Annotated in this window: 15 protein-coding genes and 1 pseudogene; 14 read left to right on the plus strand and 2 right to left on the minus strand. The window is 61.6% G+C overall.

Annotated features, from left to right (window positions below):
• Positions 1 to 4 precede the first annotated feature (4 nt).
• From CHH27_RS20500 to CHH27_RS20515, 4 genes are read left to right on the plus strand one after another with little or no spacing between them, the layout of a single operon-like run.
• On the plus strand, positions 5 to 898 hold the full coding sequence (locus CHH27_RS20500) for a carbohydrate ABC transporter permease (protein WP_094073234.1): 894 nt from the start codon (positions 5 to 7) through the stop codon (positions 896 to 898).
• Positions 895 to 1,734: a carbohydrate ABC transporter permease gene (locus CHH27_RS20505; RefSeq protein WP_094073235.1), complete on the plus strand. Its 840-nt coding sequence runs from the start codon at positions 895 to 897 to the stop codon at positions 1,732 to 1,734. Before CHH27_RS20500 ends, CHH27_RS20505 begins: the two co-directional genes overlap by 4 nt.
• Before the next feature lie 30 nt (positions 1,735 to 1,764).
• Positions 1,765 to 2,892, plus strand: coding sequence for an ABC transporter ATP-binding protein (locus CHH27_RS20510; protein WP_094073236.1), 1,128 nt, complete (start codon positions 1,765 to 1,767; stop codon positions 2,890 to 2,892).
• Positions 2,889 to 3,848, plus strand: coding sequence for an ROK family protein (locus CHH27_RS20515; RefSeq protein ID WP_094073237.1), 960 nt, complete (start codon positions 2,889 to 2,891; stop codon positions 3,846 to 3,848). The genes CHH27_RS20510 and CHH27_RS20515 overlap by 4 nt, the downstream gene beginning before the upstream one ends.
• Positions 3,849 to 3,851: 3 nt before the next feature.
• On the opposite strand, the gene pcaQ is transcribed toward CHH27_RS20515, so the two are convergent.
• Positions 3,852 to 4,772 carry a pca operon transcription factor PcaQ gene (gene pcaQ, locus CHH27_RS20520; RefSeq protein ID WP_094073238.1) on the minus strand — a complete coding sequence of 307 codons (921 nt, stop codon included), beginning with the start codon at positions 4,770 to 4,772 and terminating at the stop codon, positions 3,852 to 3,854.
• A 92-nt stretch (positions 4,773 to 4,864) separates the two neighbouring features.
• Between pcaQ and pobA the strand changes: the two genes are divergently transcribed.
• The 8 genes from pobA (at position 4,865) to CHH27_RS20560 (ending at position 12,042) form a co-directional block, all read left to right on the plus strand.
• Complete coding sequence (gene pobA, locus CHH27_RS20525) at positions 4,865 to 6,034, plus strand: 4-hydroxybenzoate 3-monooxygenase (protein WP_094073239.1); 1,170 nt, start codon at positions 4,865 to 4,867, stop codon at positions 6,032 to 6,034.
• On the plus strand, positions 6,034 to 6,825 hold the full coding sequence (gene pcaD, locus CHH27_RS20530; RefSeq protein WP_094073240.1) for a 3-oxoadipate enol-lactonase: 792 nt from the start codon (positions 6,034 to 6,036) through the stop codon (positions 6,823 to 6,825). Before pobA ends, pcaD begins: the two co-directional genes overlap by 1 nt.
• Positions 6,818 to 7,201, plus strand: coding sequence for a 4-carboxymuconolactone decarboxylase (gene pcaC / locus CHH27_RS20535; protein WP_094073241.1), 384 nt, complete (start codon positions 6,818 to 6,820; stop codon positions 7,199 to 7,201). The genes pcaD and pcaC overlap by 8 nt, the downstream gene beginning before the upstream one ends.
• Before the next feature lie 40 nt (positions 7,202 to 7,241).
• The gene (gene pcaH, locus CHH27_RS20540) at positions 7,242 to 7,970 is read left to right on the plus strand and encodes a protocatechuate 3,4-dioxygenase subunit beta (protein ID WP_094073242.1); all 729 of its coding nucleotides are present in this window, start codon (positions 7,242 to 7,244) and stop codon (positions 7,968 to 7,970) included.
• Between the two features lie 3 nt (positions 7,971 to 7,973).
• Positions 7,974 to 8,594, plus strand: coding sequence for a protocatechuate 3,4-dioxygenase subunit alpha (pcaG, locus tag CHH27_RS20545; protein WP_094073243.1), 621 nt, complete (start codon positions 7,974 to 7,976; stop codon positions 8,592 to 8,594).
• A 184-nt stretch (positions 8,595 to 8,778) separates the two neighbouring features.
• A complete protein-coding gene (locus tag CHH27_RS20550) occupies positions 8,779 to 9,615 on the plus strand; it encodes a 3-keto-5-aminohexanoate cleavage protein (protein ID WP_094073244.1) in 837 nt (278 codons plus the stop codon).
• A 54-nt stretch (positions 9,616 to 9,669) separates the two neighbouring features.
• A complete protein-coding gene (locus CHH27_RS20555) occupies positions 9,670 to 10,983 on the plus strand; it encodes a lyase family protein (protein WP_094073245.1) in 1,314 nt (437 codons plus the stop codon).
• Between the two features lie 171 nt (positions 10,984 to 11,154).
• Positions 11,155 to 12,042 carry a bifunctional allantoicase/(S)-ureidoglycine aminohydrolase gene (locus CHH27_RS20560; RefSeq protein ID WP_094073246.1) on the plus strand — a complete coding sequence of 296 codons (888 nt, stop codon included), beginning with the start codon at positions 11,155 to 11,157 and terminating at the stop codon, positions 12,040 to 12,042.
• A gap of 392 nt (positions 12,043 to 12,434) precedes the next feature.
• Here CHH27_RS20560 and bhcR read toward each other — a convergent pair whose 3' ends face one another.
• Positions 12,435 to 13,295: an HTH-type transcriptional regulator BhcR gene (gene bhcR, locus CHH27_RS20565; protein ID WP_094074901.1), complete on the minus strand. Its 861-nt coding sequence runs from the start codon at positions 13,293 to 13,295 to the stop codon at positions 12,435 to 12,437.
• Between the two features lie 170 nt (positions 13,296 to 13,465).
• Here bhcR and bhcA point away from each other — a divergent pair.
• Positions 13,466 to 14,655 (plus strand): annotated as a pseudogene (bhcA, locus tag CHH27_RS20570) (L-aspartate--glyoxylate aminotransferase BhcA).
• Complete coding sequence (gene bhcB, locus CHH27_RS20575) at positions 14,652 to 15,626, plus strand: beta-hydroxyaspartate dehydratase BhcB (protein WP_198338262.1); 975 nt, start codon at positions 14,652 to 14,654, stop codon at positions 15,624 to 15,626. Before bhcA ends, bhcB begins: the two are co-directional and overlap by 4 nt.
• Positions 15,627 to 15,635: the final 9 nt, after the last annotated feature.

Raw genomic sequence — 15,635 nt, forward strand, 5'->3', positions numbered from 1 at the left:
ACTTATGCATGGCCGACGCCAGACAAGAGAAAAATGGACCCTCCTGGCGCCGGCCATGCTCGTGCTTGCGCTGATCACCCTGATCCCGCTGGCCAATACACTGTGGCTGAGTTTCACCGACACCAGGATCTCGGCCCTGCCCGTGCCGGTCAATTTCATCGGCCTTGAGAATTACATCTATGCGCTGACCGATCCGGATTTTCAGGCAGCGCTCTATCGCACGCTCTATTTCACGATCGTCTCGGTGGGGCTTGAAGGCATTCTGGGGGTCGCGGTCGCCGTTCTCCTGAACCAGGAATTCAAGGGGCGGCTTGTGCTGCGGGCGCTGATCATCCTGCCCTGGGCCGTGCCGACCATCGTCAATGCGGTCGCGTGGCGGCTGATCTATCACCCGGACTACGGGGCGCTGAATTCGCTTCTCTTCCAACTCGGGCTGATCTCCGACTACCGCAGCTGGATCGGCGATCCGGCAACGGCCATGAACATGGTCATCCTCGCCGATGTCTGGAAGAACTTCCCGCTGGTTGCCTATGTGGCCCTGGCCGCACTGCAGACCGTTCCCGGTGACCTCACCAAGGCGGCGGCCGTCGAGGGCGCCGGGCCCTGGAAACGCTTTGTCTCCATCACGCTGCCCTGGATCGCCGGCCCGCTGATGGTGGTCATGGTGCTGCGGACTATCGAGGCCTTCCGGGTTTTCGACATCGTCTACGTGATGACTGGCGGCGGTCCCGCCGACAGCACAAAGACCGCAAGTTTCTATGTCTACCAGGAGTATTTCAACTACCTGAGAAGCGGCAGCGGTGCGTCTTATGCCGTGCTTGTTGCCGGCATCAGCGCGGTCCTGATCCTGGTCTATTACTCCGCTTCCAGGCGGCAGGCGCAGGGAGCGGTCGCATGAGGCGGTCTTTTTCACATAGCCTGATTGTTTATGGCTGCGCCCTGCTGCTGGCCGCCTTTACGGCGGGTCCGCTGCTGTGGCTGGTGGTGATGAGCATCAGCGCCCCGACCGACCTGACCGAAGTGCCCCTGCGCTGGATCCCGTCGGAGCTCGATTTCAGCCGCTATGCCAGTCTGCTCAGCCTGGAGGGTGGCAACGGCGAGCGTTTCCTGAGCGCGCTCCGGAACTCCATCCTGACGGCAGGCGGCGCTACGACAGCCGCGCTTCTCCTGGCCATTCCCGCGGCCTACGCCTTTTCCAGGCGGCGCGCCTCCATGGTGCTGCTCTTTGCCTTTCTGGCGACCATCATGATGCCGCCGATCACTTATATCCTGCCGCTTTATTCCACCTTCAGCGCCTTTGGTCTGCTCAATCACACCGTGACGCTGGTGATCGTCTATACCGCCATGCTGCTGCCGTTTGCGACCTGGCTGATGAAGGCCAATATCGACGTTCTGCCGCTGGAAGTGGAACAGGCCGCCTTCATGGAGGGCGCCGGAACAGCCTACACCATCCGTGAGGTGGTCCTGCCTCTTGCCCTGCCGGCGATTGCGGCAACCGCCATGCTGTCCTTCCTCGTTGCCTGGGACGAATTCTTCTATGCGCTGATCTTCACCAATGATCTCAGCTCGAAGACCCTGCCCGTCGCCATTGCCGACTTCTCCGCAGGCCGTGTCACCGACTACGGCGTCATTGCCTCGGTCGGTGTGCTGGCGACCCTGCCGCCGGCAATTCTCGCCATTGCTTTTCAGAAATTCATCGTCTCCGGACTGGTTGCCGGTTCGGTCAAGGGCTGAACCTGCCGGAGAGAACAAGGATCCCGCTTCATGTCGCAAGACCCCATCCTGACAGTCAGCAGCCTTCAGAAACGCTATGGCGACGTTCATGTCCTCAAAGACATTGACCTTGCCATGGACCCCGGCGAGTTCCTGGTGCTTGTCGGTCCGTCCGGCTGCGGAAAATCGACGCTTCTGAGCTGTATCTCCGGCCTCACAGAAGTCTCCTCCGGCGCCATTCACATCGCCGGCAAGGATCGCACCCATGACGAGCCGGCCGACCGGGACATCGCCATGGTGTTCCAGTCCTACGCGCTGTTTCCGAACATGAGCGTTGGCCGCAACATCGGGTTCGGCCTGGAAGTGCGCAAGGTCGCAGAGGCGGAGAAGACCCGGAAGGTGGCCGAAGTTGCAGAGCTCCTGAAGATCAGTCACCTGCTTGACCGGAGACCGGCTGAACTGTCCGGTGGCCAGCGTCAGCGCGTCGCCATGGGACGGGCGCTCGTGCGTGATCCGAAACTGTTCCTGTTCGACGAACCGCTGTCCAATCTGGACGCCAAGCTCCGCGTTACCATGCGCACCGAGATCAAGCGCATCCACCAGACCACGGGTGCTTCCATCGTCTACGTCACCCATGACCAGATCGAGGCCATGACGCTCGCAAGCCGGATCGTCGTCATGAAGGACGGCGTGGTACAGCAGATCGGCACGCCGCAGGAAATCTACAACGCGCCGGTCAACGCCTTTGTCGCCGATTTCATGGGATCTCCTGCCATGAACCTGATGACCGCACGGGCGGCGCGGGACGGGGAGCGCATCCGCATCGAGATCCCGGTCGCCAATGGCGCGCCCCTGGAGCTGTTCGACTATGGCACGGCGCCGGACCGTTTGCCCGCCAATCCCGGCGATGTGCTGGTCGGATTGCGCCCGGAGGCGATGAAGGATGCCGCCCACATGAACGGAGCGCTCAACGATCGCGCCATTCAGACCGCCGATTGCCTGCTCGACGTGGTCGAACCGGCCGGAGCCGACACCTATGCAGTGATCAACCTGGGCGGCACAGAAGCTGTCGCCCGGCTCTCCGCCGATGCAAAGGTGACGGCCGGCGACATCACCCGGATTGCCTTCGACCTCTCCAGGATCTCCTATTTCGACATTGCCTCAGGAACCCGTTTATGACTTTTTCTCAAGGCCTTGCGGCGGATATCGGCGGCACGAACACGCGTCTTGCGCTGGTGGAAAACGGCCAGGTACGCGAGGACACCATCGCGCGCTATCGAAACCGCGAATTCGGCAGCCCGGAAGAAGCGATCGACAGCTATCTTGCCGATAGCGGCCGCCCCAGATGCAAGTCGGCCGTCATTGCAATTGCGGCCCCCATCGAGGGCAAGGCCATTCGCATGACCAATCATCCCTGGATGTTTGACGCCGAAGGCATCGGCAAGGTGCTGGGGGGAGCTCCGGTCACGTTTCTCAATGATTTCGAGGCGCTGGGCTATTCCCTTGACCGTGTTTCACCGCAACGGCTGACAAGTATTTACGATCCCGGCCGCCCGATCCGTGAGCAAGCAACGCGACTTGTTGTCGGGGCCGGTACAGGTTTCAACGCGGCTGCCCTTTATCAGAACCTGCACGGCCTTCAGGTCGGTACAGGGGAATGCGGTCACAGCACCCTGGCCGTGGAAACCGAATCGGAACTGCGGCTCTGGTCCTACCTTGCGCGAAACCGGGGTCGGGCCTCCATCGAGCGCGCGCTGTCCGGCAACGGTCTGCGGGAAATCTACGAATGGACCTGTCTGGAGGATGGGCGGGCTCCGGACACGCTGGCGCCGGCCGAGATCGCGTCGCTGGCCAATTCCGGCGGTGACCGGTGCTGTGAGAACGCCGCGCGGCAATGGGTGACGTTTCTCGGCCGGGTCATCGGCGACCTCGCCCTCGTCTTCCTGTCGCTGGGCGGCATCGTTTTGACCGGCGGCGTGACCCGGAGCCTGGCGAAATTCCTGCAGGAACCTGAGTTCCTGGGTGCTTTCTGTGCCAAGGGGCGCCAGCAACAGCTTGTGTCCGGCATTCCGGTGCAATTGCTCGACGATGATTTTGCGGCCCTCAACGGCTGTGCGGCGCGAATGTCAGCCTAGGGATCAGGATGTCAGCCCCTGGTCTTCAATCACCGACTGGACGGCTAGGCGGAACAGTTGCTCGGCCGCACCGGGCTGCGTGTCCGGGCGCGTCATCAGGCCCACTGGCCCCTTCGTGATGTCAGTCTCAAAGGGCAGTCTCACCAGATGACCGTCGGCCGTTTCGTTCTGGACCACACCAGAGGAGATGATCCAGACAGCGTCCGTATTGCGCGTATAGATCCGCCCGAAAGCGCCGGAGACCGTCTCGATCTTGTTGGGAATCTGGCCGACGCCGTTTGCAATCATCAACCGTTCGACGAGGGGCCGGATCGCGGCGCCTTCGGGGGGATAGATCACCGGCCAGTCGATGATCGTCTTGATGTCCGGTTGGTCCAGAAGCGGGTGACCGGCGCGCACGATCAGGTCGACCTGTTCGGAATAGAGCTGGGTGAAGGAAACGCCTTCCATCGCTTCCGGGCGCCCGAGACGGCCGATGACGAGATCAAGCTCGCCGAGTTTCAGCCGTTCGATCAGGTAACCATGCGGCCCGTCCATGATCTGCAGCATCACATAGGGCGCCATGGCGGCGAATTCCCGGACAACGGGCGGCATGAAACTGGCTGCGACCGTAGGCAGCGCACCGACCTTCAGCGTCTCCCGGGCACTGCCACCTTCGCGCTCCACTCCGTCAAGGCCCTGCTGCAGGCTGGCCAGCGAGATCTGCGCGAAATGCAGGAACACCTTGCCCTGACGGGTGAGCTGAATACCCGCACGGTTCCGGCTCATCAGGCTGGCGCCGATGATCTCCTCCAGTTCCTTCAGGGTCTTTGAAATGGCAGGCTGGGTCAGGTGCAGCTTGTCTGCCGCCAGTTTCAGGCTGCGCTCCCTGGCAATCTCCACGAAACACTGGATATGCCTGAACTTGATACGCCGGTCGATCATTTACTTATTCTTTTTGGAAAGAAAGAGGCCTCATATCTCATTTTACTTCCCGATTTTGATCATTCAATATCAAATCAATCAGGGAGGACAGGATGCGCACTCAGGTTGTCATTGTCGGCGGCGGGCCGTCGGGGTTGTTGCTCGGCCAGCTGCTGCACTTGAAAGGCATCGAAACGATCATTCTGGAGCGCAAGACGCGCGACTACGTGCTTGGCCGCATTCGCGCCGGCATCCTGGAGACCGGACTGGTCAACATGATGCGCGAGGCCGGTGTGGCGGAGCGCATGGACAAGGAGTGCTTTGTCCACCACGGCACCTGCATCTCCTATGAAAACGAGATGTTCGACATCAATTTCCAGAAGCTGATCGGCGAAAATGTCATCGTCTACGGCCAGACCGAGGTCACACGAGATCTCTATGACGCCCGCGATGCGACCGGTGCCCGGACCATATTTGAGGTCGAGGGCGTGGAGATCCGCGATGCCGACACGGATGCGCCTTATGTGACGTTCCTGGAAGACGGCAGCGCCAAGCGGATCGACTGCGATTTCGTGGCCGGCTGCGACGGATTTCACGGCGTCAGCCGGAAGACGATCCCGGACACGGTTCTGAAGGAATATGAAAAGGTCTATCCTTTTGGCTGGCTCGGCGTCCTTTCCGAAACACCGCCTGTCCACGAGGAGCTGATCTATGCCAATTCCTCGCGCGGATTTGCGCTTTGTTCGATGCGCAACGAAAATCTGTCGCGCTACTACGTCCAGTGCAATCTCGACGACGACATCCACGAATGGACGGATGACCGGTTCTGGGACGAGTTGAAACGGCGTCTGCCGGAGGCGGTCGCGGACCGGCTGGTGACCGGCGCTTCCATCGAGAAGTCCATCGCGCCCTTGCGGTCCTTTGTCTGCGAACCGATGCGCTGGGGACGGCTGTTTCTGTGCGGTGACGCTGCTCACATCGTCCCGCCCACCGGCGCCAAGGGGCTCAATACGGCGGCTTCGGATGTCCATTACCTCTTTGAAGGCCTTGTGCAGTTCTACCAGGACAAGGACAGCGAAGGCATCGACCGCTATTCGGAGAAGGCACTGGCCCGGATCTGGAAAGCCGAACGCTTCAGCTGGGCGACCACCAACATGCTGCACCGGTTCCCGGACCAGACCGACTTTGACCTGAAGATGCAGCGCGCGGAGATCGAGTCCCTGCACTACAATGACATCGCGCAGAAATGGTTCGCGCAGAACTATGTCGGGTTGCCTTACTGATGAACATCGCTCGTCTTGATGGTGCGGATATTCACTGGCGCGCGGATGGCGATCCGACTGGTCCGGCCGTTGTTTTCGCCAACTCCCTCGGCACCGATCTGCGCCTCTGGGACAAGGTGGTCAATCGGGTCTCGGGACTGGGGCTCCATCTGGTCCGCTTCGACAAGCGCGGCCATGGCCTCTCCTCCTGTCCACCGGCTCCGTATTCGCTGGAAGCCCTGGTCCAGGACACGGAGCAACTGCTGGACCGGCTTGAGATCCAGACCTTTGCCTTTGTCGGCCTCTCTATCGGCGGCATGATCGGCCAGCTTCTGGCCGACCGGCAGCCGGAACGGGTCAAAGCCCTCGTTCTGGCCAATACAGCGGTCAAGATGGGAGAGCCTGCCATGTGGCAAAGCCGGATCTCCAAGATCCGCGCAAGTGGCATGGACAGTATCGCCGACGCCGTTCTGGAGCGCTGGTTTGCGGAAGATTTTCGGCAAAGTCCGGAAAGCCTGGGCTGGCGGCACATGCTGACCCGAACGCCGGCGGAGGGTTATATCGGTTGCTGTGAAGCCATTGCTGCCGCCGACCTGACGGCCTCAACCTCGCAGCTGGAGCTGCCGGTGCTCGGGATCGGTGGCTCGTACGACCTGGCCAGCCCGTCGGACCTTGTCCGGGCGACCACGGATCTTGTGGGCGGGAGCCGGTTTGTCGACATAAACCAGGCTGGTCATCTCCCCTGTGTCGAACAGCCGGATGTCTTTGCCGGTCATCTGGTCCCGTTTTTAAAGGAGCATCTCCATGTCTGACCGGTTTGAGACTGGCATGAAGGTTCGCCGGGCGGTGCTGGGCGATGCCCATGTCGACCGCGCCGAAGACGCCAAGACGCCTCTGGACGAACCGTTCCAGACCCTGATCACCGAGACCGCCTGGGGCAATGTCTGGGCCTCGGACGGCATCAGCGACCGGGAGCGCTCGATGCTGACGCTTGCACTGCTGGCCGCCCTCGGCAATTTCGAGGAAATTCCGATGCATATCCGGGCGACGGCCAATACGGGCGCCAGCAAGCAGGATGTGCTGGAAGCGTTTCAGCACGTGGCCATCTATGCCGGCGTGCCGCGCGCCAACCAGGCGCTGAAGCTGGCCAAGCAGACCTATGCGGAAATGGAGACCGGCAAGGTCTGACGGCGCTTAACCCCCATTTGTGCCGGGGAGGAGAGGAAACATGCTCAAACAGGGTGAATATTATCAGCGCGACCGGGAGCGCCAGCCGCCTGCCTTGTCCCGCGACTACAAGACCAGCGTCTCGCGCTCGCCGCAATATTCGCTGATCAGCCTGCAGAACTCGGTGTCCGAAGTCACCGGGCCGGTCTTCGGCCAAAACGATATCGACCCGCTCGACCGTGACCTTCTGCACAACTACGCCAAGCCGGGTGAAAGCGCGATCGGCGAACGCATCATCCTGCATGGCCGGGTGCTGGATGAAAATGCCAGGCCGGTGCCCAACACGCTGGTGGAGATCTGGCAGGCCAATGCAGGAGGCCGCTACCGGCACAAGAAAGACACCTACCTTGCGCCGATCGATCCGAATTTCGGCGGCTGTGGCCGCACGCTGACTGACGAGAATGGCTACTACTATTTCCGCACCGTGAAACCCGGGGCCTATCCCTGGCGCAACTGGGTCAACAACTGGCGGCCGGCTCATATCCACATGTCGGTCTTCGGCTCCGCCTTTTGCCAGCGCCTGATCACGCAGTGCTATTTCGAAGGCGATCCGCTGATCCCGAAATGCCCGATCGTCAACACCATTCCGGATCCGGAGGCCATCCAGCAGCTGGTCGCGGCGCTGGATCTCAATGCAACGATCCCGCTCGACACGATCGCCTACAAGTTCGACATTGTTCTGCGCGGACGCCGCTCGACCCTGTTCGAAAACCGTCTGGAAGGAAACTGAGCCATGCCGCAGAAACTCGACTATCTGCAGGAAACAGCGTCCCAGACAGCCGGCCCTTACGTCCATATCGGCCTGGCGCCCGGCGCGGCGGGGTTCGACATCTACAAGCAGGAACTCGGCTGGGACATTGCAGGCCCGAACGCTGGAGGAGAACGCATCCGAGTTGAAGGCATTGTCATGGATGGCACCGGATCTCCGATCAAGGATGTTCTCCTGGAAGTCTGGCAGGCCAATGCAGACGGTCACTACGCCCATCCGGAAGGTGGCGGCCCTGTCGAGGACGGCTTTCGCGGCTGGGGCCGTGTGATCACCGATTTCGAGACCGGCGAGTGGGGGTTCGACACCGTCAAACCGGGGTCCTGCCCGGGCCGTAATGTCGGTCCGCAGGCGCCTCATCTCAACCTCTGGATCGTCGCGCGCGGCATCAATATCGGCCTCAACACACGCATGTATTTCGAGGACGAAAGCGAGGCCAATGCCAAGGATCCGGTGCTGAACCTGATCGAATGGGAACGCCGCCGTGCAACCCTGATCGCGAAACGGACAGAACGCGACGGCCAGACGGTCTACCGGTTCGACATCAAGCTTCAGGGGCAGGATGAAACGGTCTTTTTTGATGTTTGAGGTCTTCGTTCCCCCCTCGGCCTCATCCTGAGGAGGGCCAATAGGCCCGTCTCGAAGGATGCATCACACCGTGAGCGCGCAGCCAATCCTTCGAGACGCCGCCATTGCGGCTCCTCAGGATGAAGTCGGCGAATGTGGTTGGAACAACGTGAAAATCGGCCAGTAAACCAGGAACGAAAAACCCATGACAAAACCCTGCATCATCTGTGTCGCGATCACCGGATCGTTGCCGAAAAAGGAAAACAATCCGGCGGTCCCTGTGACGGTGGCCGAGCAGGTGGAAAGCACGCAGGAAGCCTTCGAGGCCGGCGCCACCATCTGTCATGCCCATGTGCGCAATGACGACCAGTCCCCGTCCTCTGATCCGGAAAAATTCGCAAGGCTCAAGGAGGGCCTGGAGAAACACTGCCCCGGCATGATCATCCAGTTCTCGACCGGTGGCCGGTCTGGCGCCGGTCAGGAGCGCGGCGGCATGCTGCCGCTTCAGCCGGACATGGCGTCGCTGTCCGTCGGTTCGAACAATTTCCCGACACGGGTCTACGAGAACCCGCCGGATCTGGTCGACTGGCTGGCGGGCGAGATGCGGACCCACCAGATCAAGCCGGAGATCGAGGCGTTCGATCTCAGCCACATCCATCAGGCCGTGGCCATGAACAGGGACGGCCGCATCCCCGGCAAACTCTATGTCCAGTTCGTCATGGGCGTGAAAAACGCCATGCCCGTCGACCGGGATGTCTTCGACTACTACATCCGGACCGTTGAGCGTCTGGCGCCGGAGGCTGAATGGTGTGCCGCCGGCATAGGCCGCCATCAGCTGACGCTGAACGAGTGGTGCATTTCTTCAGGCGGTCACACCCGCACCGGCCTGGAGGACAACATCCGGCTCGACCGCGACACGCTGGCGCCCTCCAATGCCGCGCTGGTCCGGCGGGCCGCTGAGCTTTGTGAAAAATACGAGCGTCCCGTCGCCACCTGGCAAGAGGCCCGCGAGATCCTGGACCTTCCGGTGAAGGCCGCTTGACCCCGGCAGGATCCTGCCCCTCAATGGCAAGTTCCTGCCAGTACGTTGAGACCCATGCCCGTTTCCCTTTTTTCCAGCTCGATCCACTCTCCGCTTTTTGCCGACGACGACCTTGCCCGTCTGTTTGACGACGCCAGCGACGTCGCGCATATGGTCCAGGTCGAGCGCGCCCTGGCGATTGCTGAAGGGAGCCTGGAAATCATCCCGGCTGACGCAGCACATGCGATTGCCGAGACGCTTCAGAACCTGCGGATCGAGCCGGCCGATCTGGCAGAAGGTACCCGATCCGCAGGGGTTCCGGTGCCGGCACTTGTTTCTGAGCTGCGCAAGCAGGTTGGCGGCGCGGCCGCGAACTGGATTCATTGGGGCGCGACCAGCCAGGACATCATCGACACGGCGATGATCCTGCAGGTGAAGGTGGCCCTTGGTCTCCAGTCGGCAAGACTTGAAAAACTGATCGACACGCTGGAACGGCAAAGCGAACGGTTTGCGACGCGCCTGATGGCCGGACGCACCCGCAGCCAGGTCTCCACCCCGATCACACTCGGCTACCGGATTGCGCAATGGGCCCACCCGCTGATCGATGCGGAGGCCGCTCTCCCCGAGCTGCGGCGCACGGTGTTGCGCGTCCAGTTCGGCGGGGCTTCCGGAGTTAACGCGGCGATTGCACCGGCCGGACCAGCCGTCGCAGAGGCGCTTGCCAGGGAACTGGATCTCGCGGCAGGGCCGTCCTGGCACGTCAATCGGACGCCGGTGTTGGCGGTTGCGGCTTGGCTGCAGCAGGTCTCCGCCGGGCTTGCCAAGATGGCCGGGGACCTGATCCTGCTCGGCCGGTCCGAGATCGCGGAACTCTCCAGCGGCACGGGCGGCGGCTCCTCGACCATGCCGCAAAAGGCCAATCCCGTGCAGTCCGAGACCATCCTGGCGCTCAACAGGATTGTTATTGCGGCACAGGCTGGCCTGGCCTCGGCCGGAAGTCCGCTGGAAGAGCGCGACGGATCGGTCTGGCCGCTGGAGTGGCACTTCCTGCCGCAAATGATGATTGCGGTCGGAACGGCGCTGACCCATGCGCAAATGCTGGCAGAGACACTTGTTGCCAACGAAACGGGTCTCGACGGGACGCTGGACGCTCATCCGGAACTGATGGCGGAAACGGCCAGTTTCGTTCTCGCCAGACACGGCGTACCGCGGGCCGAGGCCAAAAAACTGGTAGGCGATGCTGCAACAGGATCCAGCCCTTTCCTGGAGAGTTTGAAATCCGCCTTGGATCTCGACGTTGACTGGGATCAGGAACTCAGCCTCCAGAGCGCGATTGCGCCCGCCAGCGAGATGTCAAAACAGATCTTTGCACGGCGTCCTCGGCGGTAGGGCTGGCCATCTGAGCCGACTTGTGCGGGTGCTGATTGCCTCGAGATGCCTGAAAATCAAGGGGTGATTATCTTGTTTTTCCAAAAGGTGCTCTTCTAACAGTCGGCTGGTACAAAACCGGAAGCCGGGGCATAGTCTTGGGAAACGTGTCTTGATCGAGAAAGGTTTCCCGTGAGCAAACCCAACGGACCCCGCTCCTATTACGCGCCGACCGGAGGCCACCCGGGCCAGGAAACGCTTTTGACCGACCGCGCTGTCTTCACCGAGGCCTATGCGGTCATTCCGAAGGGCACGGTGCGGGATATCGTCACCAGTTTCCTGCCGTTCTGGGAGAAAACCCGGCTCTGGGTGCTGTCCAGGCCGCTTTCCGGATTTGCCGAGACCTTTTCGCAATACATCATGGAAGTGCAACCCGGCGGCGGGTCTGAGCGGCCGGAGACCGACCCGATGGCCGAAGGCGTGCTTTTTGTGGTCGAAGGCGAGGCGACGCTAATCGCCAACGGTGAAAGCCATGACCTGCGCCCCGGCAGCTATGCGTTTCTGCCGCCGCAGACCGACTGGACGTTCAGGAACACAAGCAGCGCACCGGTGCGGTTTCACTGGGTGCGCAAGGCCTATGAGCCGGTCGACGGCCTCGACTGGCCCGAGCTGTTCGTTACCCATGAAGACGAGATCGATCCGAGGCCGATGCCGGGCACGGACGGCAAATGGGCGACCACCCGCTTTGTCGATCCGGAAGACGTGCGCCATGACATGCATGTCAACATCGTCACCTTCCAGCCAGGCGCGGTCATTCCCTTTGCCGAAACCCATGTCATGGAACACGGTCTTTATGTGCTGGAGGGCAAGGCAGTCTACCGCCTCAACCAGGACTGGGTGGAGGTGGAAGCCGGCGACTACATGTGGCTGCGCGCCTTTTGCCCGCAGGCCTGTTATGCCGGAGGCCCCAGTCCGTTCCGCTATCTGCTCTACAAGGACGTCAACCGGCACATGAAACTGCAGCCGGCGGGCCGGTTCGAAGCAGGGATCCAGCAGGGTTTCAAACGCGCGGCCGAGTGACTTCGGTGAGGCCCCAATCTCTACTGACAGGGCTCCAAACCGATGCCTCATCCTGAGAGTCTGGCTCGAAAGTGATGGCCGGGGCGAATGCTTCAGTCACATTTGTCATTCCCGCGAAAGCGGGAAACCAGGACTCCGTGAGATTAGATTTAACTTATAGCGCCGATTCATGAGGTTACTGGGTCCCCGCTTTCGCCGGGAAGACAACCGAGAGGGGGCGAGTTCGTGCCGGGAACGATGAAAGCTGCGTCCGAGATCACTTTCGGGCCAGACACTGAGGAGCGCGCTAGCGCGCGTCTCGAAGGATCGGCTACTTGCTCCAATGTGTGTGGCCCATCCTTCGAGACTGACCTGGCGGTCCTCCTCAGGATGAGGTTTGGAAATGTGGCTTGTCAGGAAGAAGACGAGCCTTTTGACATGGCCGTCTCTCCCCCCAACGCCGCCGTCAGATTGGCGGCTGCCACCTTCACTGCTTGCGCAAGTGCCTCCACCTTGTCCGGACTGACCCGGCTGGTCGGCCCCGAAACCGACACGCCGGCAACCGCCTCGCCGTAATGGTCGAAAACCGGCGCCGCGATACAGCGCATGCCGAGGTTCTTTTCTTCCCCGTCAATCGAAAAGCCGCGCGCACGGATCAGATCCAGGTTCTCTTTCAAAAGACCTGCATCGCAAAGCGTGTGCTCCGTGAACCGCTCCCGGCCCGTCTGAGCCAGAATGCGCACGCACTGGGCGGGGTCCATGAAGGCGAGCAGGGCCTTGCCAATGCCGGAAGCATGCAGCGGGGACAGTGTGCCGGGAGGAAAGAACGCCCGGATGCTTTCATGGGTTTCCACCTGACTGACAAACAGCACCTGGTCCGCCCGGGCAACACCCAGGTTCGCGGTTTCTCCGGTCTCTTCCATCAGCGACCGGAGGATCGGCCGCGCCCGTTCTACCAGGCTCGTGCGCCTCAAGAACCGCGCCCCGATGATGAACGCGCCCGGCCCGATATGCCAGAGCTGTTGTGCCTGGTCGAATTCCACCAGCCCCCGTGTTTCCAGCGTGAACAGGATCCGGTAAAGCGTCGCGGTCGATTCGCCCAGCTGCTCGGAGAGCGCAGACAGCGAGACGCCCGACTGGGTGCTCAGGTGTTCGAACACGGCCATCGCCCGATCGAGCGACTTGATGGTGTTCTGTTCGCTCTTGTCGTCCCAGGCACGGGGACGTCCACGGGCGCGACGGGAGGGGACGGGATCGGTTTTTGGCGCTGCCATGAATTTCTTTTCTGCTTTTTTGAAAAACGAGTTCATCATATGAAAAATACAAGACACTGACAAGTAAGCACTTTTTACCAATTTTAGTTTTTGAAAAAATTTTTTAAAAAAATTGCGAGTCTTGATGCCCCTCCGGTACGGTTTCCTCAAATCGATAAGAGGAAACGGCCATGAGCTTCCAGAACCCTGTTTTCATTCCGGGCCCCACCAACATGCCGGAGTACCTGCGCCGGGCGTGTGACATGCCGACGCTGGACCACCGTTCGCCGCTCTTCGGCGAGATCCTGAAGCCGGCCCTTACAGGCGTGAAGAAGGTCCTGAAATCCGAAACGGCGGACGTCTTTGTCTTTCCGTCCACCGGCACGGGCGGCTGGGAAACGACCATCACCAACACGCTGAGCCCGGGCGACCGCATCCTGGCGGCCCGCAACGGCATGTTCAGCCATCGCTGGATCGACATGTGCCAGCGCCACGGCCTGAAGGTCGAGGTTGTCGAGGCAGCCTGGGGCACCGGTCTGCCGGCGGATCGCTACGAGGAAATCCTGGCGAAAGACACCGCTCACGAGATCAAGGCGGTTCTGGCGACCCACAACGAGACGGCGACCGGTGTGAAATCCGATATTGCCGCGGTTCGCCGCGCGCTCAATGCCGCCAATCACCCGGCGATGCTGTTTGTCGACGGAGTCAGCTCGATCGCCTCCATGGATTTCCGCATGGAAGAATGGGGCGTTGACGCGGCCGTCACCGGTTCCCAGAAGGGCTTCATGCTGCCGCCGGGTCTTGCCATCGTTGCCCTGTCACCGAAGGCACAGGCTGCCATGGAGACGGCGAAACTGCCGCGCACCTTCTTCGACGTGCGCGACATGATGAAGGCCTATGCCGGCAACGCCTATCCCTATACGCCGGCCGTCGGTCTTCTGAACGGGCTCAAGCAGAGCTGCGACATGCTGCTTGCCGAAGGGCTTGAGAACGTTTTTGCCCGTCACCACCGCATCGCCGAAGGTGTCCGTGCCGCCGTCCGTGCCTGGGGCCTGGAGCTCTGCGCCGAGACGCCGGATGTCTATTCGGACAGCGTCAGCGCGATCCGCACCCCGAGGGTTTCAACGCCACCGACATCGTCACCCATGCAGCCGGGAAATACGGCGTCGCGTTTGGTGTTGGCCTCGGGGAGGTTGCGGGCAAGGTGTTCCGCATCGGTCATCTGGGCAGCCTCACGGACATCATGGCCCTGTCGGGGCTTGCGACCGCCGAAATGGTCATGGCCGATCTTGGCCTTCCCATCCAGCTCGGCTCCGGCGTCGCCGCCGCGCAGGAGCACTACCGCCGTGAAACCGCCGTCGCTGCAAAGGAAGCCGCATGAAAACCGACGCCCTGACCCAGTATATCCCGACGCTGGAAGACATGCTGGTCGCGCATGAGCGCATCAAGCCTCATATTCACCGCACGCCGGTGCTGACCTCCTCGTTTCTCAACGAGTTGACCGGTGCGGAGCTGTTCTTCAAATGCGAGAACTTCCAGAAGGCCGGTGCCTTCAAGGTGCGCGGGGCGTCCAACGCCGTCTTCGGTCTCGACGAGGAGACTGCCAGGGCGGGTGTCGCGACGCACTCCTCCGGCAACCACGCGCTGAGCCTCTCCTATGCGGCCGGCCGAAGGGGCATCCCCTGCCACGTGGTGATGCCGAAAACGGCGCCGCAGGCGAAGAAGGACGCGGTGCGCGGTTATGGCGGGATCATCACCGAGTGCGAACCGTCAACCTCCAGCCGCGAAGCTGTTTTTGCAGAGGTCCAGCAGAAGACAGGTGCGGAATTCGTGCATCCTTACAACGATCCGCGCGTCATAGCCGGCCAGGGCACCTGCTCTAAGGAACTGATGGAACAGACGGACGGGCTCGATGCCGTCATTGCGCCGATCGGCGGCGGCGGCATGGTCTCCGGCACCTGCCTGACGCTCAGCAGTCTGGCGCCGGATGTCAGGATCTACGCGGCCGAGCCGGAGCAGGCAGACGATGCGGCGCGCAGCTTCCGGGCCGGCCACATCATTGCAGACGATGCGCCGGTGACCGTGGCCGATGGGCTGAAAGTGCCGCTCAAGGAACTGACCTGGCATTTCGTCTCCAACCACGTCACCGACATCCTGACCGCGTCGGAACAGGAAATCGTTGACGCCATGCGCCTGATCTGGGCGCGGCTGAAGATCGTGATGGAGCCGTCCTCGGCCGTGCCTCTGGCGACCATCTTGAAGAACAGGGACGTCTTCGCGGGCAAACGCGTCGGCGTGATCATCACCGGCGGCAATGTCGATCTCGGCAAACTGCCCTGGAACAACAGTTAAAGAGCCACT

The sequence above is a fragment of the Labrenzia sp. VG12 genome, assembly GCF_002237595.1.
Classification (GTDB): domain Bacteria; phylum Pseudomonadota; class Alphaproteobacteria; order Rhizobiales; family Stappiaceae; genus Roseibium.